We start from the raw sequence: 21,012 nt of genomic DNA, 5'->3' as shown, positions 1-21,012 counted from the left end.
CAGGAGGGACTGCAGGTCCTGGTTGCCAAGCTTTCAATTCCATTGAGCGGATTCCAAGGGCCCCATAGCGGACAGTGTCATAGTAATCTATTATGTGCTTTCAATTCCATTGAGCGGATTCTTATATTCAATCTCTATAAGAGCTGTGGGGCATGCCCCATACTTTCAATTCCATTGAGCGGATTCTAAAGCGGTAGGCGCGAAGTGAGGTGGTGAACAATGACCAGTCTTTCAATTCCATTGAGCGGATTCCTACGTATTTCCTCTGCATCTCTTTCATTATGTAGTTTCCTTTCAATTCCATTGAGCGGATTCCCTCTCCTCGGCCTCAGCGGCCTGTGCAGGGGTGCCCATGGCTTTCAATTTCATTGGACGGATTCAAAGCGTTTGAAAATGACGGTATAGATGTGGTAGATGTTCTTTCAATTTCATTGGACGGATTCCGGAATTCCTTAACGAGGCCCTGAAGCCAGTGAAAATGCCTTTCAATTCCATTGGACGGATTCACGGCATATACATAATGCTCAGCGACTACCTCACTAACGGCTTTCAATTCCATTGGACGGATTCCGTGGGCGTCTGTGAGCCCCCTGGCGTTAGGCACAAGGCTTTCAATTCCATTGGACGGATTCAATCAAGGATTCTCTTAAGTAGCTCTGATGCGGACTCTTCCTTTCAATTCCATTGGACGGATTCGCCGCGCCAGCCGTCATTAGCAGGGTTGACCAATGGTCTCTGCTTTCAATTCCATTGGACGGATTCATAAAGAGCAAGGGCAAGGCCAAGGTAACCAAGATTCTCAACTTTCAATTCCATTGGACGGATTCAGTGAGCGTGAGAGTATGAGCGAAGCGTCGGGAAATATAGCTTTCAATTCCATTGGACGGATTCCCCTGTAGCCGTCAATAGAGCCACGGTTACCCTCCAGCCCTTTCAATTCCATTGGACGGATTCCTCCTCCTCCCGTTTTTTGGCCTCCTCTTCCACCTTTTTCATGCTTTCAATTCCATTGGACGGATTCAAAGTTTTCCTGTGCCTGCGGCCTTTTCAGTAACGTTTAAACTTTCAATTCCATTGGACGGATTCCAAAGTTACCTTGGCAGGCCCCATATCCCTACGTTAAACTTTCAATTCCATTGGACGGATTCCCTCATGAAGATGCTCGGGCCAGAGCAGCAGCCAGTCCAGCACTTTCAATTCCATTGGACGGATTCCAGCACTATCCCTACGGGCCCATGGCGTATTATGCTACCCCATCCTCTTTCAATTCCATTGGACGGATTCGATGTCGTGCATGTTCTTCGGCCTCGACACGGAGACTATGTCTTTCAATTCCATTGGACGGATTCTCATGGCGCATAAAAAAAGCCCTGGGGTCGGTCATGGCCCCACTTTCAATTCCATTGGACGGATTCGAGGAAACAATAGGGGCCGTGGACTACGACAACGTTCTCCCTTTCAATTCCATTGGACGGATTCCGAGCCGCGGACGTCACTTCCCGGCCGCGCTCCTCTGCGAGGCCCCCCGGCCGGTGCACCTCCGCTTTCAGTTACAGTAACTTGGGCCTTATTTAAGCCTGAGCCCCTGAGGGCGGCGGCCCTCCCAAGGGGACCTTGGGAGGGCCACGTCAATAATATAATATAATTATTTTTAAAAAATTTTAGTTGCCTAAAGCTACGGCTGCGGGCTGGGCTGGAGGCTTAAGTGCCTCCCATGGAGGACATGGGAGGGCAAGCGGCCGGCTGGCCTCAGCCTATTTGTCGCTCCCACGAAGGCCTAGGGATGAGCTGACAGCCCTTCTTTGTCATGGATAATAGAATTCAGCGGCTCACAAACGTCGGTGATCTGCGTGCTCAGAGAAATCAGGCAGGAGCTCAGGAGGGTCAGGTCCCTGGGCGGCGACTTCCAGGTCCCGCCGGAGCTCAGGGGCTGGGCCTGGGAGAGGCCGCCCGTGAGGCCCAGGGCCAACCTGGGCCTCGGCGTCTCCGAGGTGGCCTTCTACAGCTGCTGCCCGAGCGAGGCCCTTGAGGTGAGGCTTGGGAAGAGGAGGAATGAGGGGGAGCAGCTGAGGCTCGGCTCGGCAGTCCACGCGGTCTTCTCGGCAGCCGTGAGCGACCTGAGGAGGTCCCTGGCCACTGGCAACAGGCCCTGGGACGCCGCGATAAGGCTCAGCCTCAAGGCCTGGGACAGGATCAGGGGCCTCTCCAAGGGCGTGGAGGGCTACGCACAGGACCTCGTGGAGCTCTACAGGGCCCTGGTGGCTGAGCTCGCCGGCGAGGCCTCCTCCGCCTACACATCGTCACCTAATAACATGTCTGCCTGGACTCCCTGGCTCGAGGAGCTCACCATAGACGGCAGCCCCCTTGGCCTCTCGAGGAGGCTCAGGGCTGACGCGGTGATGGGCAACGTGGTCGTTGAGGTTAAGCTGGGCCAGAGCGGGAGGCCATGGCATGAGGTTCAGCTGGCTGGCTACGCGATGGCTCTTGAGTCGCAGTTGGAGTCCCCGGTTGACTACGGCATCCTAGTAAGGGTTAACCTCAGGCCCCTCAGGTACGAGGTTATAGGGATCCCGCTGGGGGAGACGCCGAGGATTAGGTTCCTGGAGGCCAGGGACTCCATGATAGATGAGCTCATACAGGCGGGGGCTGTGAGCCTTGAGAGCCCTTCTGCTTGATGGCTATGGGGTTAAGCTTGGAGTCTCGGGCACCTCCCTTGTGGTTAAGGACAGGTCGTCAAGCAGGGAGGTGCCGGTGTGGGAGGTGGACGCAGTCATAGTAGCCAGCTCGGGCGTGTCCATCACCAGCAGGGCGCTCAGGCTCATGGCGTCTGCCGGGATTGAGCTGGTAGTCCTTGACTCCAGGGGGATGCCCGTCTCAGTCACTTACCTTAGCCACTACTCCAGGACTCCTGACACCAGGAGGGCCCAGTACAGCGCGATGTTGAGCGAGGCGGGGACCAGGGTGGCCTCGTCAATCGTGTACTGCAAGATAATGTCTCAGGCCTCTACGCTTGTGAGGCTGGGCCAGTCGGCCGGGGCGTCCTACAGGTCCGCCGCATTGTCCCTCAAGGCCAAGGCGAGGAAGGCGATGTCCGTCAGCGGCCCCCTGGACGAGGCGAGGAAGGAGCTGCTCCAGGTCGAGGCCGCGGCCGCGAGAGAGTACTGGGGCTTCGTGGCCTCGCTGCTGCCCAGGGACCTCGGCTTTGACGGCAGGGACCAGGAGGGCGACGACCCTGTCAACGCGTGCCTCAACTACATGTACGCGGTGCTCTACTCGCTTGGCCTCAGGGCCCTGCTGCTGGCGGGCCTCGACCCCTACGCCGGCTTCCTCCACGTGGACAGGAGCGGCAGGCCCGTGCTGGTCTATGACTACGTTGAGCAGTTCAGGGCGCCCGTCGTTGACGAGCCCCTGGTGAGGATGTTAATGTCTGGCTGGAGGCCGAGGCTCGAGGGAGGGCTGCTCGACGTGGGCTCCAGGAAGGAGCTCATCAGGGCATTCATGGAGAGGCTCAAGGACCAGGCCCTGGGGGCGTACAGGTCGATGAGCCTGGGCGAGGCAATAAGGGAGTACGCGTACAGGCTGGCCTCCTCGCTCAGGGCCGGCCAGCAGTACCCCTGCTACACGGGAGGTGAGCCTCATTGATGCTCCTGGTAATCTATGACGTGAGCGACAACTCGAGGAGGCTCAGGCTCTCCAGGGAGCTGGAGAGGATGGGCCTCTCAAGGGTGCAGAGGAGCGCGTTCATCGGAAGGGCGGGCTCCGCCCTCTTCAGGGAGCTCACTTCAAGGGTCGCCGCCACCGTGAACCAAGTAGATGACGTAGTTCACATGGTCAGGGTTTCAGAGGCCGAGTGGGCCTCAGCCGTGGTAATTGGGAGGCCAGCAGGCAGGCCTGAGGTGAATAGCTATGAGCTCCTCGCGTGAGCTTCAGGTGTACATAACGGCCTCCGACGTGAAGCAGTTCGCCTACTGCCCCATCATACCGTGGATAAACAGGAGGCTGGGCATGGCCGAGGCCCCTGGGGAGAGAATGAGGGCTGGGAAGGAGGTCAAGGCTGTTGACGTGGCGTCAAAGCTTGGCCTCCCGAGGCCCTGGAGGGAGGGGGTCAGCGTCAGGGACGACAGGCTAATGGTGAGAGGCACCGTGGACCTCATGGCGGGCGAGAGGGGCAACGTCCACGTCCTCGAGGTCAAGGCCTTCAGGAGAAGCTACGAGAAGTCGCGCCACTTCAGGGCGCAGCTGCTCGTCTACTCCCTCCTTGCGGAGAAGGCCCTAGGAGGTGTGAGGGCGGCCCACCTGTACCTGGGTGGAAGCCTTGTCAGCGTGCCCGTCACCCTGGGCGCGCTGAGGGAGGCGGAGGAGCTGGTCAAAATGACGTGGGAGGCCGTGGAGTCCGAGTCCCCTCCCCCTGCCCAGAGGTCGGCCAAGTGCGCCTACTGCTGGTACAGGCACGTGTGTCCAGCGTGGGACTGACCAGGCTTATTACCTCGGCCGCCACCGCGCTGCGGGCGGAGGGCCTTGGAGCAGCTGCTCATATCGACGCTTGGGTTCACGGAAGGCCACGTTATCAGGGCCCTCCACAGGTACTCATTAGGGCCGGGCGACAGGGTCATAATGGTGTCGTCCGACAGGGCCTCGGGAGTCCTCAAGGCTTACCAGAGCGCCGTGGCTACCGCGACCACAATAGGCGTGAGGCATGATGACATAGAGCTCCTGGCGGTGGACTCCTCGAGCCCCCTCAGGGTGGCGAGGGACGTGCTGGGCAGGGTAGAGGCCCTCGACGAGGTGCCCAGGAGGGTCATCATAGGGCTCGGGGGCGGCCTCAGGGTCCTTGTCGTGGGAACCTTTATAGCAGGTATGCTGCTGGCCAGGTCCTCGTTTAACGTGAGGGCCTACATAGCGTCGGAGGCGGCCAGCGGGGAGGAGTCGGAACTTGACTACTCCGAGCTGGAGTCCGTGCTCGGCCTTGGCGACTCCGAGCTTAGGTACCTCACGCTAATATCAAGGCTCTCCAGGGAGGGTGGGGGGCCGACACCTGACGACGTGGCCTCACAGCTTAACGTCAGCAGGAAGACCGTGGTGAACTCCCTGGTGAAGCTCAAGGACCAGGGGCTGGTCTCACAGGCGGGAAGGTCGGGGGCCCTCAGGCTCACCGAGGCGGGGGAGCTGTCCGTCATAATGGCCAGGCTGGGCGAGAAGGCGACGCGCAAGGCCTAGCCTATAGTGGACGGAGCCTATATCTTGATCTAGCTGGGGCCGGATGCCGCCGAGCAGCGGCTTTGTGAGCTTAGATCCATTGTGTACTGGAAGGCCGAGAACTAGTGAAGGCATAGCTGCGGTTCGTGCTACTATCGGCCCGTTAAAAAAGCGGATGTCCTATTCTAGCGCAAGCAGGCAGTGCGATATCCTCACGATATCCTAAAGGGCCTGGGCAGTAGGGGTAAAGCAAAAGCTTGATCGCTATCAGCTATTGGAACAGCCTACCACAAAATTCAGTCGTAGGCTTGTTGATAATTTCGCGGGCTGACTTCAGCTTGCCCTCCCATGTCCTCCATGGGAGGCACTTAAGCCTCCAGCCCAGCCCGCAGCCGTAGCTTTAGGCAACTAAAATTTTTTAAAAATAATTATATTATATTATTGACGTGGCCCTCCCAAGGTCCCCTTGGGAGGGCCGCCGCCCTCAGGGGCTCAGGCTTAAATAAGGCCCAAGTTACTGTAACTGAAAGCGGAGGTGCACCGGCCGGGGGGCCTCGCAGAGGAGCGCGGCCGGGAAGTGACGTCCGCGGCTCGGAATCCGTCCAATGGAATTGAAAGCCTCAAACTCGAGTCCCACGTTTAACGTCTCGGGTGGCTCTGAATCCGTCCAATGGAATTGAAAGTCAGAGTCCTGGTATGACGGCTTCATAAGGTTCACGCTGTATAAGAATCCGTCCAATGGAATTGAAAGCATATATGCGTCCTTTGCTAAGTTTGCGTCCGACATATATAATGAATCCGTCCAATGGAATTGAAAGACTATAGTCATGGTAACCGCAGTAATAATTGTGTCGGAGTACTTGAATCCGTCCAATGGAATTGAAAGGAAGAATGAAAGCGTTACAGTGAAGAGAACCACGACGGCGAATCCGTCCAATGGAATTGAAAGTTACAGCGATGTTGCCGCTCGCAGTTACCTCCTGGCCTGGCTGCGCTGAATCCGTCCAATGGAATTGAAAGTCTCGAGGGAATCAGGCTGGGGGCCCAGGTTCTTTTTATTGTCGGAATCCGTCCAATGGAATTGAAAGTGGCAAGAGAGACTACCCCACCTTTCCTTTGCAAAAATTCTATGAATCCGTCCAATGGAATTGAAAGTAAGTTTAAGGTGAAGGGATGGAAGGAGGCCCTCAGGATGAATCCGTCCAATGGAATTGAAAGTCTTCTGTGCGTAGGAGTCGTAGCCGTCAATGACCGATGCGGAATCCGTCCAATGGAATTGAAAGTTACTATACCCCATCCTTTTGACAGCATTAACCATGGCAGTGGAATCCGTCCAATGGAATTGAAAGTTGTTTTTGAGGTCGGGAGGCCCGCGTTTAAGGCGTCCATAGAATCCGTCCAATGGAATTGAAAGTATATTCAAGAGCGCCGTGGCTGTGAACTGTATAACTATTATTGAATCCGTCCAATGGAATTGAAAGTTATAGGCCGCGCTCGCCCTGTCAATTGTCATGGCTCCTGTGAATCCGTCCAATGGAATTGAAAGCCAAGTCTGCATCGCTGACGCTTAGCCCCACATTAAAATATAGCTGAATCCGTCCAATGGAATTGAAAGGAAATGGCACAGGAGCAAGCTGGGGAGGCACAGGCCTGAATCCGTCCAATGGAATTGAAAGCTTCAGCATCTGCGCCAACCCAGCTGTTCGGAGTTGCGAATCCGTCCAATGGAATTGAAAGAACATAATACTGTTGCTGCTGATTTACTTGCCGAAATCCTTAGAATCCGTCCAATGGAATTGAAAGTGCAGCCGCAAGCTTGTCAGCAAGGCCAATTCCAGTGGAGAATCCGTCCAATGGAATTGAAAGATCTTTGAGAGCCCAGCGATTAGCTTGGCGACCTCTGGGGGCTGAATCCGTCCAATGGAATTGAAAGTACTTGACCCTGAAGATGCCGTTAGCCGCTATGGGTGGAATCCGCTCAATGGAATTGAAAGCTTAGGGCGGAACATGTTCGATTAACGATCTGAGGATAAATACCGTCCACATTAAGGTATCCTCAGGCGCGCTGAGTTGAAGTTAAACGACCTTCTCAGGCCCCCTGAGGGCATAAACGTTGTCAGGGCGGAGCTGCTGATGATCCCCCTGGAGAGCGCCGTGCTGCCCCCGATGTCCTCCAGGGTTCTGAAGAGCCTGGCCATGAAGGAGCGATGCCTCGGCGACCAGCTCTCCAAGGCCCCCCTCTTCAGGCTCAGCATGCTGAGGGACCAGAGGGGCTCCCCAATATACTCAACCGGCGGCAGGCCCAGGGTTGCGAGGCAGGGGGAGCCGCTCAGGGGCTACGTTTCGCTCGTTACGGCCTCAGACCCCTCCCAGCTGCTCTACTGCTCCGGCAGGGTGAGGCCCTTCGACGACGGCCCCCCTTTTGAGTACCAGGTGGTCTCCATGTCCGTGCGCCAGCTTGACTCCCTCAGGCTAGGCCTCGGAGAGGGGCTAAACCTTAGGCTCAGCTTCCTGACCCCGACAGCCATCCCTGCAATGATAATGAACCCCCCGTGGGCCAGGGCGAGGGGGAGGGCCATAGGGGGCACGAGGGGCTACAGGCTTTTGCCGGAGCCCTCGCACATAGTGGCGTACTCTATCAAGCTCTGGCTCAGGGCCGCGGGCAGGGAGAGGGACGCGGGCTACGCCCACTACTACCTGGGCAGGCTGGCGGACCTCAGGATGATAGAGGTTAACTATAACGTGAGGCCCGTGACGGCCCTGGTGGGCTCTGACGACAGGGGCAACATGAGGCTCATGAGGGGCTTCGTGGGGTGGACGGAGTACGCGCTGACGTCTAGGACTGTGGAGAGGTTCGACGGGCCCTTAGCGCTCGCCCAGGAGCTGGGGATTGGGAAGCTGAGGTCCATGGGGATGGGCGAGGTGAGGGCCGAGGTCCTGCAGGCCCCTAAATTCCGTCCAGGCGGAAAGCAGCCAAAGGGCTAGCGCTGTTCCTGAAAAGTTTAAAGCTCCCAAGGGCCTTAACATCTAGGTAAAGCCGTGACCGTGCTCATAGCAACCCTTGGCTATGACGAGAAGTTCCAGCTCAGGGCCGTGGGCCGCTGGTTCGGTAGGGGCCTTAGTAAGGTGGTTGTAGTTGGTTCGTTCGATGACGACAAGGCTAGGAGGGCCCTGAGCTCGCTGGAGGACTACCTAGATAAGCTGGGAATTCAGCACGAGAGGGTTGAGGTGAACCCCCACGACATGACTGACATAGTTGTCAAGGTGGGAAAGCTCCTGGCCTCCCTGGCCGGCCAGGACGTTGTCGTGAACCTCTCAGGAGGCATGAGGATAATTATCATAGGGGTCCTCGCCGCCATAATACTCAGGGAGGCCAAGGTGACTATTGAAGTAGAGACCGAGGACTTCGCTCACCTCGCCACGTTCACGTCAGGCGACCTCATGCCAGTAAGGCTGACCGAGGACCACATCAAGGTACTTAAAGCCATAAGGGAGGGCTACACTACTATCAACTCGATACACGGTTACCTTGGGATGCCCCTCTCAACTACCTGGCGGAAAGTCAAGGACCTGAAGGATCAGGGTCTTGTAGTAGAGGATAACGGTAGGCTTAGCCTGACTCTCAAGGCAGTTGTGGAAATAGAACTCCATAGTTTTTCATAGGCAACGGAAATATATACACTTTCCTGCGGAAAAAATAAATAGCTCCGAGGCTCAGATATAACTCAGGTGAGTCGGAGGAGAGGTGATAGCGTGTCATCGCAGGAGGAGTTGGATAGGTCCGTTGAGAGGGTGACCAACCTCTTGGCAGCTGTGACTATATACACGGAGTCACCCAGGTACGTCGACGTTATGGCCAACGCCCTCTCCAAGGAGCCGGTGTCAAGGATTCTCTACGAGGCGCTGAGGACCATAGAGGTGGGGCTCTCAAACGGGGACATCAAGGTAGGGCCTTATGGCGGCGAGACCAAGTACCAGGCAATAGTTATCGCTAAGGCAGAGGAGGGCGCCAGCAATAAGGTAGTCTACGGCTCTCTGCCTAACGAGGACGAGCTGAACGCGTTCCTAAGCGAGGTTGAAAAGAACATATATGTGGCCAGGAAGGCCGCAGTCCTCGCTATGGGCAAAGTGGCTAAGATCCTCACCGCTTCAGGCAAGGAGCAGAGTAACGAGTCTGCTCAACAACAGGGTGAACGGCAGATCCTCACCGCTTCGGGCAAGGGAGGTGGTGCGAAGTGATAAGCGGCTCCTTCAGAGTTATAATAAACACGGAGGACCTTAACAGCGTTGAAAGCATAGGGAACCTTACTAAACACAGGACGGCGCCAATAGTGGTTAAGGACGCTAATGGCTACAATATATACTACGTCCCAGTGATATCAGGTGAGTCCATAGCTCACGCCTATCAGTCGTTCCTCGCGGACCTTGCCAAGAAGCACAAGCTGCCCGTAGGGGTCTACTCCTCGCAGTACGAGTTCATAAAGTACGCCGACGACAACGTAGTCAAAGAGGAGGGCCTCACGCCCCCTCAAAACAACTCCGACGCCAGGAGGTTCGAGGTCGACGTCCTTTTACATGACGTGGTCGCTGACGTTGGTGGGTTCCTCTACGCTGGCGACGTTCCCGTGAGGAGGACCTCGAGAATAAAGTTTGGCTATATGGTTCCGGCGGTGGTCAACGGCAACATCTTAGCCCAGCTTGAGACGCAGTTCCACGTCAGGTACTCATCGAAGGTTAGCGGCGGTAATGATGAGGAGAGCAGGCAGAAGATATTTAACGTTGAGCTGTCGTCAGCGCTATACACCTTATCGTTCTCCATGGACGAGGACCTGATAGCTGTGCCCAGCAATCCAGGCAACCCGGTGCCTGACAAGGAGAGTAAGCTCGAAGAAGAGAGCTCAGAGAGGGTCAAGGCCGCGATAGAGGCCCTGTACTCGGTCCTCACAGGTAACCTCGGCGGCAAGAGGTCCAGGTTCCTTCCGCACTACTCGATAGCCTCAGGAATCGTAACAGTAACCGACTTCCCGTTCATGCCTGAGCCCGCCCAGGCGGACACCTACATAGATGATACCATAGAAAGGCTTGGCAAGGCTGCGTCGATCTTTAATGGCAAAGCTAGTGCCATAATAATTAACAGTGAGGGCCTCAAAGTAACCCAGGGCAGCAGCTCCGGAAATGTAAATGTAACCACAGTTAAGAGCGTAGAGGACATCATAGACTCGCTTATCAAGATCTTCAGCCAACGGGCGGCCAAGCCCTAAATGTCGAAGGAGGCGGTCTTTTTTGATATACTCCAAGGTTACCTTAAAGCTCCACTGGGGCTTTGCCGTGAGCCACCCGATTAAGGCCAAGGCTAAGCCCTCCTACCTGCTTCCTCCTCCTACTACTCTGATAGGGGCCCTCAGCTACGGTGACTTCAGGGGGCTCGAGAGCGACCTTCTCGGGAATTACATGGGAAGCCCTGCATATAAGCTACAGGCTAAGATAAGGGGGGCCTTCGCGAGCTTCTCCAAGGGCTTCAGCGGCGCCTACATAGAGGATATAATAAGAAACGTAGCATATTACTACGAGAGGTATAAGGATCGCAGCCACTGGTACAACGTGATTTCCACAGGCAAGGTATACGCGCCAGGCCAGGAGATCAACGTAGTGTACCTGACCGACTCGCTAAGCGAGGATGAGCTCAAAAGGCTGAGCTGGTCTATTATACGGCTCGGCTGCAAGGAGTGCCTAGTGAGTGTGAAGGATGTCGAGGTTGGCGAGGCTAAGGAGGCCAAGGGCAGGATCAGGACCTCCTACTATTTCCCTGCAGACGTTAACTTATTGAGCAGCCAATCTAGCGTTATCATAGTTGACTTCTGGGACAGCAGCGGCTACCTGTGGCGCGGAAAAGCTAATAAAGACAATTGGGTTAAGTACGCGATGCCCAGGCCTGGCTTTCCTCTGCTCAGGAGCGAGGTCGAGGTAGACGCCAAGCTGGCATATCAAGTTGGGGACGAATACGTAGTACTGAAGTAGGGGGTGAGCCTGGTGGGCTTCCTGACGGACGCCTACAGCGATTTCCTTAAGTTCAGCGGCCTCACGGAGAGGAGCGGTATCGCTAGAGCGCTCGAAGCACTTGAAAACGGCAAGAACGTTATTATAAAGGCGCCGACCGGTTACGGCAAGACTACGCTGACCAGGGTGCTCGCCAGGGCCCTCACAGACAGCAGGAACGACCTATATGCCAGGGTCATACATGTCCTCCCGCTCAGGTCAATAGTGCAGGACCTTTACCGGAAGCTGCAAGAGGACCGTGAAAAGGGCTTCATTAACGTGGCCGTGGCTGCCCAGGACATGGACTTTCACGAGTCGCCGTTCTTCATAAAGAGAGTTACCGTTACCACCCTGGACACGTTTGCCCTGAACCTGTTTAAAATACCTCCTGTCGAGAAGGAGAAACTCTTCAATAACTTTAAAGCGCACTACGAGCTGCCAAGGGGCATGATCTACAGCTCCGTGGTTGTATTTGATGAGTTCCACCTTCTCGGGGAGGAGGGGAGGCCCCTCACGGCAGCTCTTGCGGCCCTCAAGGCGCTCTCAAAGGCCGGGGTGCCTCTCGTCGTGGCCTCGGCCACCATTGATGACGCCTTAATTGATTTACTGAGAAAGGAGCTCAATAAACTCAGGGACTTCGTTATAATAGATGACCCTAACTTTAATAACAACAGAGAGGTGACGGCGAGGCTCATAAGTGACCCCATAGCTGACGCTGAAGGGCTTGTCAGGGAAGGGAAGAGGGTGCTCATAGTGTTTAACACGAGGAAGGAGGCCGTCCAGACTTATCAGCAGCTGAAGTCAAAAGGTCTCCAGCCGCTGCTCATACACAGCAAGTTCACCAGGGGGGACAGGACAAGTAAAGTAGAAAAAATACTTAACTACACGTCCACCAGGCTCGTAGTATCGACACAAGTTATAGAGGCCGGCATAGACACGAGCTTCGACGTTGTTATAACTGAGGCGGCCCCCTCGCATAACCTCATTCAGAGGGCTGGCAGGGCCGCCAGGTATGGCGGGCACGGGGAACTCCACGTGTTCCCGTTCAGGGGGGCCGTCTATAATAAAGAGGAGGTTGACGCCGCGTATAACTCCTTGAAGGACGGCGGTACCTTAAACGCAGGGGAGCTGCTGTCGGCAGGTAAGAGGGATTACGAGAGCCTTATAGACAGATGCCTTCTTCATGACCTCGTACTTATAGATGAAAGCGTGTGGGCCAGCGGAGGCGTTTCAAGCGAACTCTACAAGGCGCTCTGCGGCCTCACAAGGGAGACGTCCCTGGTGCCAGGCGTGGTGAATTACGGGGATTCCTACGACATAGTGCCGTTAACCGAAGAGGAGGCGTGCGAGCTGCTAAGAAAGACCCGCAGGTACTATACCGACTCAGGCATAGCACAGGATAAGCTTGGGAGGCTCCTTATGGCGTGCAACCCTAAGCCTCGCTGCCTTGAGGTTGAGTTCATAACTAACAGGATATACGGAGTTGTAGTAAGTGATTACGATCAGGAGGTGGGGCTCAAGCTATGAAGAAGCCCTGCGCCTTCTCCGGCCAGTCGCTCTTTGAGCACTCAAAGTCTTCATATAATATGGCGGCCCCGCTGCTCAGGGGCTCCTACCCTCTCGTGATAGCCAGAAGGCTTAAGCGCTACGGCATAGACGTAGGAGACCCTGTAGAGACGCTTAAGGCCGTGATAGAGCTCCACGACATAGGTAAGGCGGCAGAGCACTACCAGGCCCAATTTGATGATGAGTGCAACCCGTCCCGCGGCGCGCGGCCGTCCTTCAAATACCATGAGATAGGCACAGCCCTGTTCTTCTATTATGAGTTTGACTCAGATGAAAGGCTAAGGGTGCTCTTAACTCTTGCAGAACTTAATCACTTGAACGCCGTGAGAGGGCTCCCAGAGCTGAACCCCACAAGGCTTCCACAGGGCTCCTCCAGTGACATGCTAAAGCTCAGCAAGTACGGTAGGCAGCTTCTTGATGAGCTGGGCTACAGCTACACTATAAGGGACTATACGGCTGGCGATTACACCATGATGATGAGGGGTATCATTTTTTCTTATGCAAATAAGGACTACTTGAAGCTTTACACGCTCTTCCTTGCCCCCATAATTGTTGGGGACAACCTTGACTCTGCCTCTCGTTCACCCGAAGAGAAGAGGAGGTTTGTTGAGATCTTGGTGAAGGAGGTGAAGGATCTGTGAGTGACGAGGTTATAAAGGTGCCCCTCTATGGTATTTTTGGTGACAACTTCATAAGGCAGGTCGCGGTAGAGGTGGGCGAATACAGGGAGGTAGTGAGTGGCAATAGGACGTTCATAGAGGTGGACAGTAACGACCTGTTGAACGTGCTGAAAATGGCGAGCGACCGGGCCAAGAATATGAACAAGGTAGTACCCATGAACAACAACGACCAGGGCATCTATAATAAAATATTGAATAGCCTTGGGCTCAGCGGAGCGGACCCGATGTGGAAGGTCCTCAGCTCCTACAAACCAAATAACAACGACTTCGTAAAGGACGAGCTATCCCCCATATCATTCCTTAAGCCAGACATCTACGAGTACGCGAGGCTTCCCGGGAAACCAGGGGGGACCCCGGCGAGGAACATCATTAAAGTGTCCCTAGGCTATACAGTGCTGGCAATGGCTGGGTGGGTGCTTTCAAGGCTTGGCTCGACGCAATTAAATGAGAATGAGTGGGTCGGCGTTCACGCCTTTAGCAGCGTGCGGACCTCGCTCCAGACGCTTATAGGCCATTTATTAAAAGTCAGGAAGGGGCTCCTCCCTGGCATCAAGCCTGAGACGGCCCTCTCGTTATGGCTAGCCATTAATACCATTAAGGCCAACATAGTAGTTGATAACTTCATCCTAGAGATCTACGTGGTCTCCGATGCATACGGCAGAAAATCGACCACGCTGAAGGGAGGGTTCGCAGTAAACCTTTCTAGGCTCATCACAAGGAAAGAGCTTCTCATGCCAGGTAACGAAAGTAGCATGGACAGCCCCTACCTGGAGCGGTTGGCCACCACGGCTCTTGAGACCAATAGCAGGAGAGCCTACGAGAGGGACTTCGCCATAAGGTTCACCAACCTAGTTTACGAGTACGTGAACGGCTCAAGGAGGCTCGAGGACCTGCTGTACTACGCCTATAGGGAGTACGTGGTTAACATGAAGGGCAGCGACTTTTTCGCTAACAACCCCGCGAGGTACTACGCCTATAGGTACGCCGAGGACCTCACGAAGGAGCTCGGGGTGAGATGACATGAGCTACAGCGAGTGCGTGGAGGCCGCGTTGAGGCACCACGGCATACCTTATGTCAAGGTTAAGGAGTCGGGTCACGACGCCCCGAAGGGGAAGCCCTTCTCCGCCCTGCTCGGCGAGCTCTGCAGGAGGGACTTGATGTTATGCAGGTGGCCCATGTACCTGCACCAGGAGAGGGCCCTGCAGGAGCTCATGGCAGGGGGGAGCGTGATACTCGCCTCAGAGACCGGCAGCGGCAAGACGGAGCCAGTAATAGGCTACGTCCTTAACTCGGTCTTCAGGGACCCCCACTTTAAGGCCATGTTCATATACCCCACCAAGGCGCTGGCCGGGGACCAGGTCAGGAGGTTCGCAGAGTATGCCAGGGAGGCAGGCCTTGAGGTGTACTCTGAGGATCACGGTAATGTTAAGGTAATAAAGGGCGACGTAGTAAGATATGATAACGACGTGGGCACTTACGTCAGAAAGTATGTGAACCAGGCTAAGGTGCTGCTCACTAACGCTGAGGTATTCCACATAGCTGTATACAATAGATTTAGTAGACAATACCCGCCCCTGAGCTTCCTGCTGGGCTCAAAGCTGGTAGTGATTGACGAGCTGGATTCGTACGGAAGCTCGAGGGCTGGGCTCCTCATTCACATGCTTAAGCTTCTCAGGGATAAGTTCAAGTTAAACCCTCAGTTGGCTATAATGAGCGCAACTATAGGGGAGTCGAAAGAGCTGGAGAGGTACCTTGGGGCCACCCTTATAGCTGGGCAGGGTTACAGGCCCGATAATTACGTCTACGTGCTGTTGCCCCCAGGCTTTACGGAGACATGCGCAAAGCTTGGCACTACGTGTGATCTCGGGAACCTTGACGGCCTTAAGAATGTCATGCTCAAGGTACTTTCAAGCAAAGAGCTAGTGAGCGCGGTCTCGACGCAGCTAAAGGCCCTTAGAGGTTATGTGCCAAGGGTCCTGGCGGACATAGTCAAGTGCCAGGGGTCGACACTGATATTCACTAATTCAATAGCAGAGGCGACGAAGCTCTCCAAGGAGGTTAGCATCTACGCAGGCTTTGAGGTGCCTGTGCACAGCCACCTTACAAGTAGGCATCGCCGCGCTGAGATAGAGGAGGGGCTCAGGACGGGCAGGCTAAGGGCTGCGTTCACTGTCAGGACGCTCCTGCAGGGCATAGATATAGGCCACATAACCAGGGTCGTGCACGTGGGCCTGCCCAGGTTTGCCAGCGTAAGGGACTTCATACAGAGGGAGGGAAGGAAGGGGAGGACCCAGGACGTGGCGAGCACTGAAAGCATAATAGTACCGACCTCCTTGGACGACCTCATAATATTGGCTGACCTCTACACTTGGCTCTCGCGCGGCCCTGAGAAGCTGATATTTGTGCCCGACAACGATTTCTTTAAACTTAACGACGTCGTCTTTGGGCTTGTTAGTGACCCTGTATTTGAGCACGATCTGGGGCTTACCGATAAAGAGAAGGAACAGCTGAGGAAGAAGCTAAGCTTCTATGGCACAGAGTATGGCAGGATAAAGAGGATTCTGGCGACGTGGAACGAGGATACTTATCAGTGCAAGGAAGTTGAGGAGGACATAAGCCAGAGCGACTTCATAAACTACTTCCAGCCGGGCGCTTTTGACAGCTACACGGACTCGCTGGTGATCTGGTATGATCGGAAGAAGGATGATCGGAAGAAGGGCCTTATATTCGAGGTGCCCGTGAAGGACTTAAGGGAGGCAAGCAAGACGAGCAGGGACTCACCGATAAAGTGCGGTGACAGGTACTTCTACATGCCGTCCTTCCTGAAGCGCGCCCTAGAGGACTACTTCAGCGAATGCTCAAAACTTGGTGAGAGGAGGAGATGCGACCTGGACGAGCTTATAGAAGATTACTACAACGGCAAGCTGTGGTCAAAGGTCATTGTGGACCTGGCGTTCACCAGCGAGGGCTTCGTCAGGGGCCAGGTTGTTCCCAGCTATGTCATGTGGTTCCTGGAGTCAAGGGACAGGGTACCTGTGGTGCTTGAGGACGGCAGCATAGTGCACCTATATAAGGTAGTGCCTGCGGCTGACTTTGACCCATACTTCAACTCCAGGAGGCCTAACCATGAGCTCTTCACATACGCCTACGCCGTGGACTTGGAGCCCGGGGACCTGGCCTATATTAACATGGCTATGTCATTTATACAGGCGGTCCTCAGGAAATCGTTTGGCGTGAGCCTCTCGCTCATAAACTACAGCTACTCGCAGGGCTTGTTGAAGGTCTGGGAGAGCGAGCCTGTGGGCCTCCTCAAGAAGCTCAGGGCGGGCGAGAAGGTCCTGGCAGGCGACAGGGAGCTGAGCTGCGAGTCGCTGCTCAGCGAGGTGAAAAGCGCTGACGTTGAGCACGATGAGTACATGAAGTTCCTCCTAAGGTACCTTGACCCGTTAGACTTCGGCAGGAGCGAGGTCCTGGGGAATTTGAAGGCGGTTAAAGACGCCGCTGAAAGGTTCGTCTACTACATTTGTAACATGATACCGGCCGTGGTGGAAAACAACGTTGTCCTGGTCTCCAGGGAGTGGCCGCAGTGGCTGACAGTGATAGATTACTTTAACGGTAAGTACATAATCTCGAGGAAGGATGTAATAGAGACTGCGGACGACGTCAAGAGCGCGCTCGAGAAGGCCTTCAAGATAGCTTTCCCAAACGGCTTAGATCTCTTCAGTAACATCAAGATAATATATTATGGCCCGCCAGATGAAAAACTTGAGAAAATGGTAGAAGCAAATTATTTGCTAAGGGTGATCTTCATCAATCTAACGAGGACGCTGAAGGGCTTAGCCTCCGGGGACCCGAGGCCCTTCATGTTGTCTGGCGTAAGGAGGAAGGTCTTCGGCAAGGATGACCTAACGGAGCTGGAGCTTAAAGTTAACTCTGAAGCCCTCCTCAGCGGAAGGGTTGATGACGAAGTCTTTAGAGAAGTAGGACTCAAGAGGGCCGAGACCATAGCGTGGCTTTACAACCTCTACACTAAGCTATCCAACCAGGGTAAGGCCTAGATTTCATCTTCTTTTACCTTTTAATTTTATTGGTCTTTCAATTCCATTGAGCGGATTCCGGCTGCAAGTCCCTCAGTGATGGCGTCGCTTCCCCCACCTTTCAATTCCATTGAGCGGATTCTTTATTGTTGTTTCACATCAATGTACGTTTTTGGTGAGCTCTTTCAATTCCATTGAGCGGATTCCAAACTGCAGCGTCCTCTCTATCCTATTATATATATAACTTTCAATTCCATTGAGCGGATTCTGAAGGCCGAGAATTGGCATCTGCTTACGGGGATAGAGAACTTTCAATTCCATTGAGCGGATTCTGTCTGCGCCATCTTCTCACACCTCGCAGGGCCACTTCTTTCAATTCCATTGAGCGGATTCCCCCTACGTGGATTACGTCCTTCTCTGCAGAACCGACTTTCAATTCCATTGAGCGGATTCCTTGGCAGTTATGACTGTTAGCGGGCCCGAGAGGTCTTGCTCTTTCAATTCCATTGAGCGGATTCAGAGCATAGGAAGTGGCAAGTATGGCCCTGTCTGGGTTCTGTCTTTCAATTCCATTGAGCGGATTCCGAGCCTTGGCCCCTCCATGCGTGCACGTGGCGGGGCCCGGTGTACCTCCCCGCCTCCCTGAGTCCACTTGGGACTATTTAAGCCCGCCCTGACGCTTAGCCGATACTCCCCAGGGGCCGCCTGGGAGGGCTACCATTAAGTTACGTTTTTATTTTTATCAAAATATTTAAGTTAACCTAAATTAACGGTCACCCGCGGTCGCGGCCCTTAAGTTCTTCCCATGTGAGCCGTGGGAGGCCTGAGCTTCGGGGACGCGGCTGCCCAAGGGGAGCGGGCACTAGCGGGAGGCCCCATTAACTGGGGCCAAGGCCTTAGCTGAGCCTGGCTGCAGCAGCTCCTGAAGTATGACAGGATGACGCTGAGCGAGCCAACAGGTTTACGAGAGCTGAACCGCGAGGCCGGGCCTGGCGGAGGCAGGGGCGGGCACCACGGCCCCTTTAGTCCAGGGCCAGCCAGGCCACGTGAGCCCCAGCGTGTTGATCGCCCGCATGGCGGCTTGCAGGGCGCAGCCGTAAAGGCCGGCCCGCGGGGTTTGACAGGCACGGAGTTCAGTAGAAGCTTTTGACAGGGGACTAAAGCATGTGGCGTGGATCATTGGGCCAGCCCCGCTGACATAACCCGTTGCTGTGTTAGGGCCCTGGGCCTGGCAAGCTCCTGCGGCCTCGGGCTGGGGCGTTACGTCGGCGGCCGCGTTAAAGGGCGACCCCCTGTCGCTGTAGCTTAGAGCGCTGCTGAGACGTTAAGTCATCATTTTCACCTTCCGAGGGGAAGAAATTTATAATGGGAAGGACAGCTAACATTAGGGGTAACTCCTTTATGTCAAGCCTTGACGGGTTCAAGGGCAGGAGGCTCCTTGACCGTGAGCGCCTCAGCGGCCCTGCCGAGGCTCGGATGGCAACGGGTGGAAGGGGTCGCGCGGCCGAGAAGCAGAGCGGGAGATCCAAGGATGAGAACAACGAGCCCCCTCGGGCTCAGCGCGTAGAGCCCTCGCCGCGCGTTGATAACGCCAGGAACGAGGGCGGCGAGGAGCCCCCGAGCCCGGCCCCAAGGACCTCTGAGGCGCAGGAGGGCAGGCGGGCGGCGGCCGAGGAGGGGCCTAAGGACGCCGCGGGCGCGGCAATAACAAAGGAGGAAGAGGCCAGAGGCGAAGGCAACGCCGGCCAAACCCTAAGCCGGGCCGAGGTGAGGCCCCCAGGCCTGCCCGGCGCCGCAACCCCTCCAAGGGCGTCCGTTCTCGACTACCTGCTGTCCCGTCCACCCCTCGCCAGGGAGGTCCCCCTTGCGATTCCGGGCAGCGTCGACTCCGACCTCTACGAGCTGCCCATGCCCGCGGTGGCAGTAACACTCCTCTACGTGGGGCCGCGCCCGCCCGTTGAACGGAGGCCGCCCGAGGCGGCGCCGCTTGAGCTCAGCAGCGAAGTACTTGACGAGCTGCCCAGCCCCCCGCCAAGGGGCAGTAAAGAGGGGGCCTCAGGCCACGGGCAGCCCCCGCAGGCGGCCGTTGCCCCAAGGCAGGAGGACCTCAGCATTGAGGAGAGCCTGACCAAGGAGAAGGGCGTCATAATGATCCCGGAAAGCCGCTACTGGCTGGCCCAGCCGATATCCTACATGATTGAGAGGAGCCTCGCCGTCAGCGGCCTGCTAAATGAGAAGGACGTCTCGAGGAGGATAGTGGAGGCCACGCCGAACGCCTATGATCAGAAGGAGCAGTGCTACTACAGGGTGGCCCTTGAGGACCGCTCGGCAATTCTAGTTATCACGCCAGGCCTCGTGGGCTCGCCCAAGGAGCAGCGTGAGGAGTTCCTGAAAGAGTGTGGCCTGGACCTTGAGAGGCTCCTCAACGAGATGGGCGGCTCAGAGCCTCCGTACAACTACGTTATAATGCCGCAGGAGTACTACAACAAATTGATGCCGTCCATTATAGGACAGCGCTATGACAATCCCTCAATTCCAATGTACGTCCTGACCCTCAGGCCCGAGAGCCTGCCGGCCAGCGCGGGGGTTGACGAGTACGACGTCCTTGGCTTTGCGGTCAACATCACTTTTGACTTTACAGCCTACAGAACAGCCGATTCCTTTAATTCCTTCAAGCCGCCGGCCGAGCTTAGGAAGCTCCTCACCGAGGCCGAGCCTGGGAGGCCGCTGGGGCGGCTCAACGATTTCCTCAGGTGGCGCGAGGCGAGGGTCGACAGGCTGGCCAACTATGCTAGGAGCGGGCGGCTCGCCTTCAACGAGAGAGAGCACAACTTGAACCTTGACCTAGGCAACCTGACGTTATACATATCTAGTGTCATGGCGGGCACCTCAGGAGCAGAGAGCGACGAGCACAGGGCCGGCAAGGTCCTGACTCTGATACACCTCATAAGCAGGTTCGCGAGGGAGAGGCACTGGGCGAGTTCTCTGGAGGAGCTCAACGATTTTGACCTTCGGAGTCGCAAGTCCGAGATCGACGAGATATTGAACTTCCTAGAAGGGCGTGTGTTTGTTGAAAAGCCCCTCAATAACGCCTCACTCAGCGGTATGGCCTCAGGCGAGGTGATACCTGACATAACTTATTACGGCGAGGACGGCATTGAAGTTTATGAGATTGAGACCTTCTTCAATGAAAAGAACCCCTACCGGAAGCTCATGGAGTCCAAAGAATCACCAACGCTGATGAAGTACGCTGAGTACGCCAAGGGGCTGGGGCTGAAGTCGATTAACGTTGTGCTCACCTCTGGTGTCTACGCACTCCTCTACTACGGTGAGCTACTTCATGCCAGGGAAGTGGCCCACGAGAAGATCGGCGAAGATGTGACCATAAAGTTCTACCTCATGGACCTGACGAACCTACGCCTTATCGACATGGACGGGGAGGTGAAGCGTTGGATAGAGCTGGCTAACAAGCTCATTAGGTTTAAGGAAAGCTAGG

The 21,012-nt window shown here is 55.5% G+C and carries 15 protein-coding genes and 3 CRISPR repeat arrays (1 of these 18 running past the window's edge); all 15 genes read left to right on the top strand.

Annotation, left to right across the window (positions count from 1 at the left end; translation table 11 throughout):
* Positions 1-1,479: direct repeats of the CRISPR family, unit length 24 nt; unit sequence CTTTCAATTCCATTGGACGGATTC (it extends 37 nt beyond the left edge of the window).
* A 371-nt stretch (positions 1,480-1,850) separates the two neighbouring features.
* The 15 genes from cas4a to ACZ5OO_RS04175 all read left to right on the top strand — a co-directional run bounded on the left by cas4a (position 1,851) and on the right by ACZ5OO_RS04175 (position 21,011).
* Positions 1,851-2,675: a type I-A CRISPR-associated protein Cas4/Csa1 gene (cas4a, locus tag ACZ5OO_RS04245; protein ID WP_464077887.1), complete on the top strand. Its 825-nt coding sequence runs from the start codon at positions 1,851-1,853 to the stop codon at positions 2,673-2,675.
* Positions 2,656-3,642, top strand: a complete 987-nt coding sequence (cas1, locus tag ACZ5OO_RS04240) for a CRISPR-associated endonuclease Cas1 (protein ID WP_464077886.1) — start codon at positions 2,656-2,658, stop codon at positions 3,640-3,642. Before cas4a ends, cas1 begins: the two co-directional genes overlap by 20 nt.
* A complete protein-coding gene (cas2, locus tag ACZ5OO_RS04235) occupies positions 3,642-3,923 on the top strand; it encodes a CRISPR-associated endonuclease Cas2 (protein WP_464078555.1) in 282 nt (93 codons plus the stop codon). Before cas1 ends, cas2 begins: the two co-directional genes overlap by 1 nt.
* Positions 3,907-4,473, top strand: a complete 567-nt coding sequence (gene cas4, locus ACZ5OO_RS04230; RefSeq protein WP_464077885.1) for a CRISPR-associated protein Cas4 — start codon at positions 3,907-3,909, stop codon at positions 4,471-4,473. Before cas2 ends, cas4 begins: the two co-directional genes overlap by 17 nt.
* A 45-nt stretch (positions 4,474-4,518) precedes the next feature.
* On the top strand, positions 4,519-5,217 hold the full coding sequence (gene csa3, locus ACZ5OO_RS04225) for a CRISPR-associated CARF protein Csa3 (RefSeq protein ID WP_464077884.1): 699 nt from the start codon (positions 4,519-4,521) through the stop codon (positions 5,215-5,217).
* Between the two features lie 573 nt (positions 5,218-5,790).
* Positions 5,791-7,190: direct repeats of the CRISPR family, unit length 24 nt; unit sequence GAATCCGTCCAATGGAATTGAAAG.
* Positions 7,191-7,266: 76 nt separating this feature from the next.
* Positions 7,267-8,181 carry a CRISPR system precrRNA processing endoribonuclease RAMP protein Cas6 gene (gene cas6, locus ACZ5OO_RS04220; protein ID WP_464077883.1) on the top strand — a complete coding sequence of 305 codons (915 nt, stop codon included), beginning with the start codon at positions 7,267-7,269 and terminating at the stop codon, positions 8,179-8,181.
* A gap of 54 nt (positions 8,182-8,235) precedes the next feature.
* The gene (gene csa3 / locus ACZ5OO_RS04215; RefSeq protein WP_464077882.1) at positions 8,236-8,859 is read left to right on the top strand and encodes a CRISPR-associated CARF protein Csa3; all 624 of its coding nucleotides are present in this window, start codon (positions 8,236-8,238) and stop codon (positions 8,857-8,859) included.
* 90 nt (positions 8,860-8,949) lie between these two features.
* Complete coding sequence (gene csa5 / locus ACZ5OO_RS04210) at positions 8,950-9,435, top strand: type I-A CRISPR-associated protein Csa5 (protein WP_464077881.1); 486 nt, start codon at positions 8,950-8,952, stop codon at positions 9,433-9,435.
* Complete coding sequence (gene cas7a / locus ACZ5OO_RS04205; RefSeq protein ID WP_464077880.1) at positions 9,432-10,457, top strand: type I-A CRISPR-associated protein Cas7/Csa2; 1,026 nt, start codon at positions 9,432-9,434, stop codon at positions 10,455-10,457. Before csa5 ends, cas7a begins: the two co-directional genes overlap by 4 nt.
* A gap of 22 nt (positions 10,458-10,479) precedes the next feature.
* Positions 10,480-11,214: a type I-A CRISPR-associated protein Cas5a gene (gene cas5a / locus ACZ5OO_RS04200; RefSeq protein WP_464077879.1), complete on the top strand. Its 735-nt coding sequence runs from the start codon at positions 10,480-10,482 to the stop codon at positions 11,212-11,214.
* A 12-nt stretch (positions 11,215-11,226) separates the two neighbouring features.
* Entirely contained in the window at positions 11,227-12,759 is a 1,533-nt protein-coding gene (gene cas3, locus ACZ5OO_RS04195) for a CRISPR-associated helicase Cas3' (protein WP_464077878.1), read from the top strand.
* Positions 12,756-13,439: a CRISPR-associated endonuclease Cas3'' gene (locus tag ACZ5OO_RS04190; RefSeq protein WP_464077877.1), complete on the top strand. Its 684-nt coding sequence runs from the start codon at positions 12,756-12,758 to the stop codon at positions 13,437-13,439. Before cas3 ends, ACZ5OO_RS04190 begins: the two co-directional genes overlap by 4 nt.
* Positions 13,436-14,497: a hypothetical protein gene (locus ACZ5OO_RS04185; protein ID WP_464077876.1), complete on the top strand. Its 1,062-nt coding sequence runs from the start codon at positions 13,436-13,438 to the stop codon at positions 14,495-14,497. The genes ACZ5OO_RS04190 and ACZ5OO_RS04185 overlap by 4 nt, the downstream gene beginning before the upstream one ends.
* 1 nt (position 14,498) lies before the next feature.
* A complete protein-coding gene (locus ACZ5OO_RS04180; RefSeq protein ID WP_464077875.1) occupies positions 14,499-17,537 on the top strand; it encodes a DEAD/DEAH box helicase in 3,039 nt (1,012 codons plus the stop codon).
* Positions 17,538-17,571: 34 nt separating this feature from the next.
* Positions 17,572-18,100: direct repeats of the CRISPR family, unit length 24 nt; unit sequence CTTTCAATTCCATTGAGCGGATTC.
* Between the two features lie 817 nt (positions 18,101-18,917).
* Positions 18,918-21,011, top strand: a complete 2,094-nt coding sequence (locus tag ACZ5OO_RS04175; RefSeq protein WP_464077874.1) for a hypothetical protein — start codon at positions 18,918-18,920, stop codon at positions 21,009-21,011.
* Position 21,012 lies beyond the last annotated feature (1 nt).

The organism is Acidilobus aceticus (assembly GCF_055392325.1).
Note: the sequence above shows the minus strand (reverse complement) of the source record. Positions and strands in the feature narration are given on the sequence as shown.

What these genes read in the sequence shown, in the direction of transcription:
- cas2 (WP_464078555.1), top strand. Translation starts at nt 3,642, where the DNA reads ATGCTCCTGGTAATCTATGACGTGAGCGACAACTCGAGGAGGCTCAGG.
- cas4 (WP_464077885.1), top strand. Translation starts at nt 3,907, where the DNA reads ATGAGCTCCTCGCGTGAGCTTCAGGTGTACATAACGGCCTCCGACGTG.
- ACZ5OO_RS04190 (WP_464077877.1), top strand. Translation starts at nt 12,756, where the DNA reads ATGAAGAAGCCCTGCGCCTTCTCCGGCCAGTCGCTCTTTGAGCACTCA.
- ACZ5OO_RS04180 (WP_464077875.1), top strand. Translation starts at nt 14,499, where the DNA reads ATGAGCTACAGCGAGTGCGTGGAGGCCGCGTTGAGGCACCACGGCATA.
- ACZ5OO_RS04175 (WP_464077874.1), top strand. Translation starts at nt 18,918, where the DNA reads ATGTCAAGCCTTGACGGGTTCAAGGGCAGGAGGCTCCTTGACCGTGAG.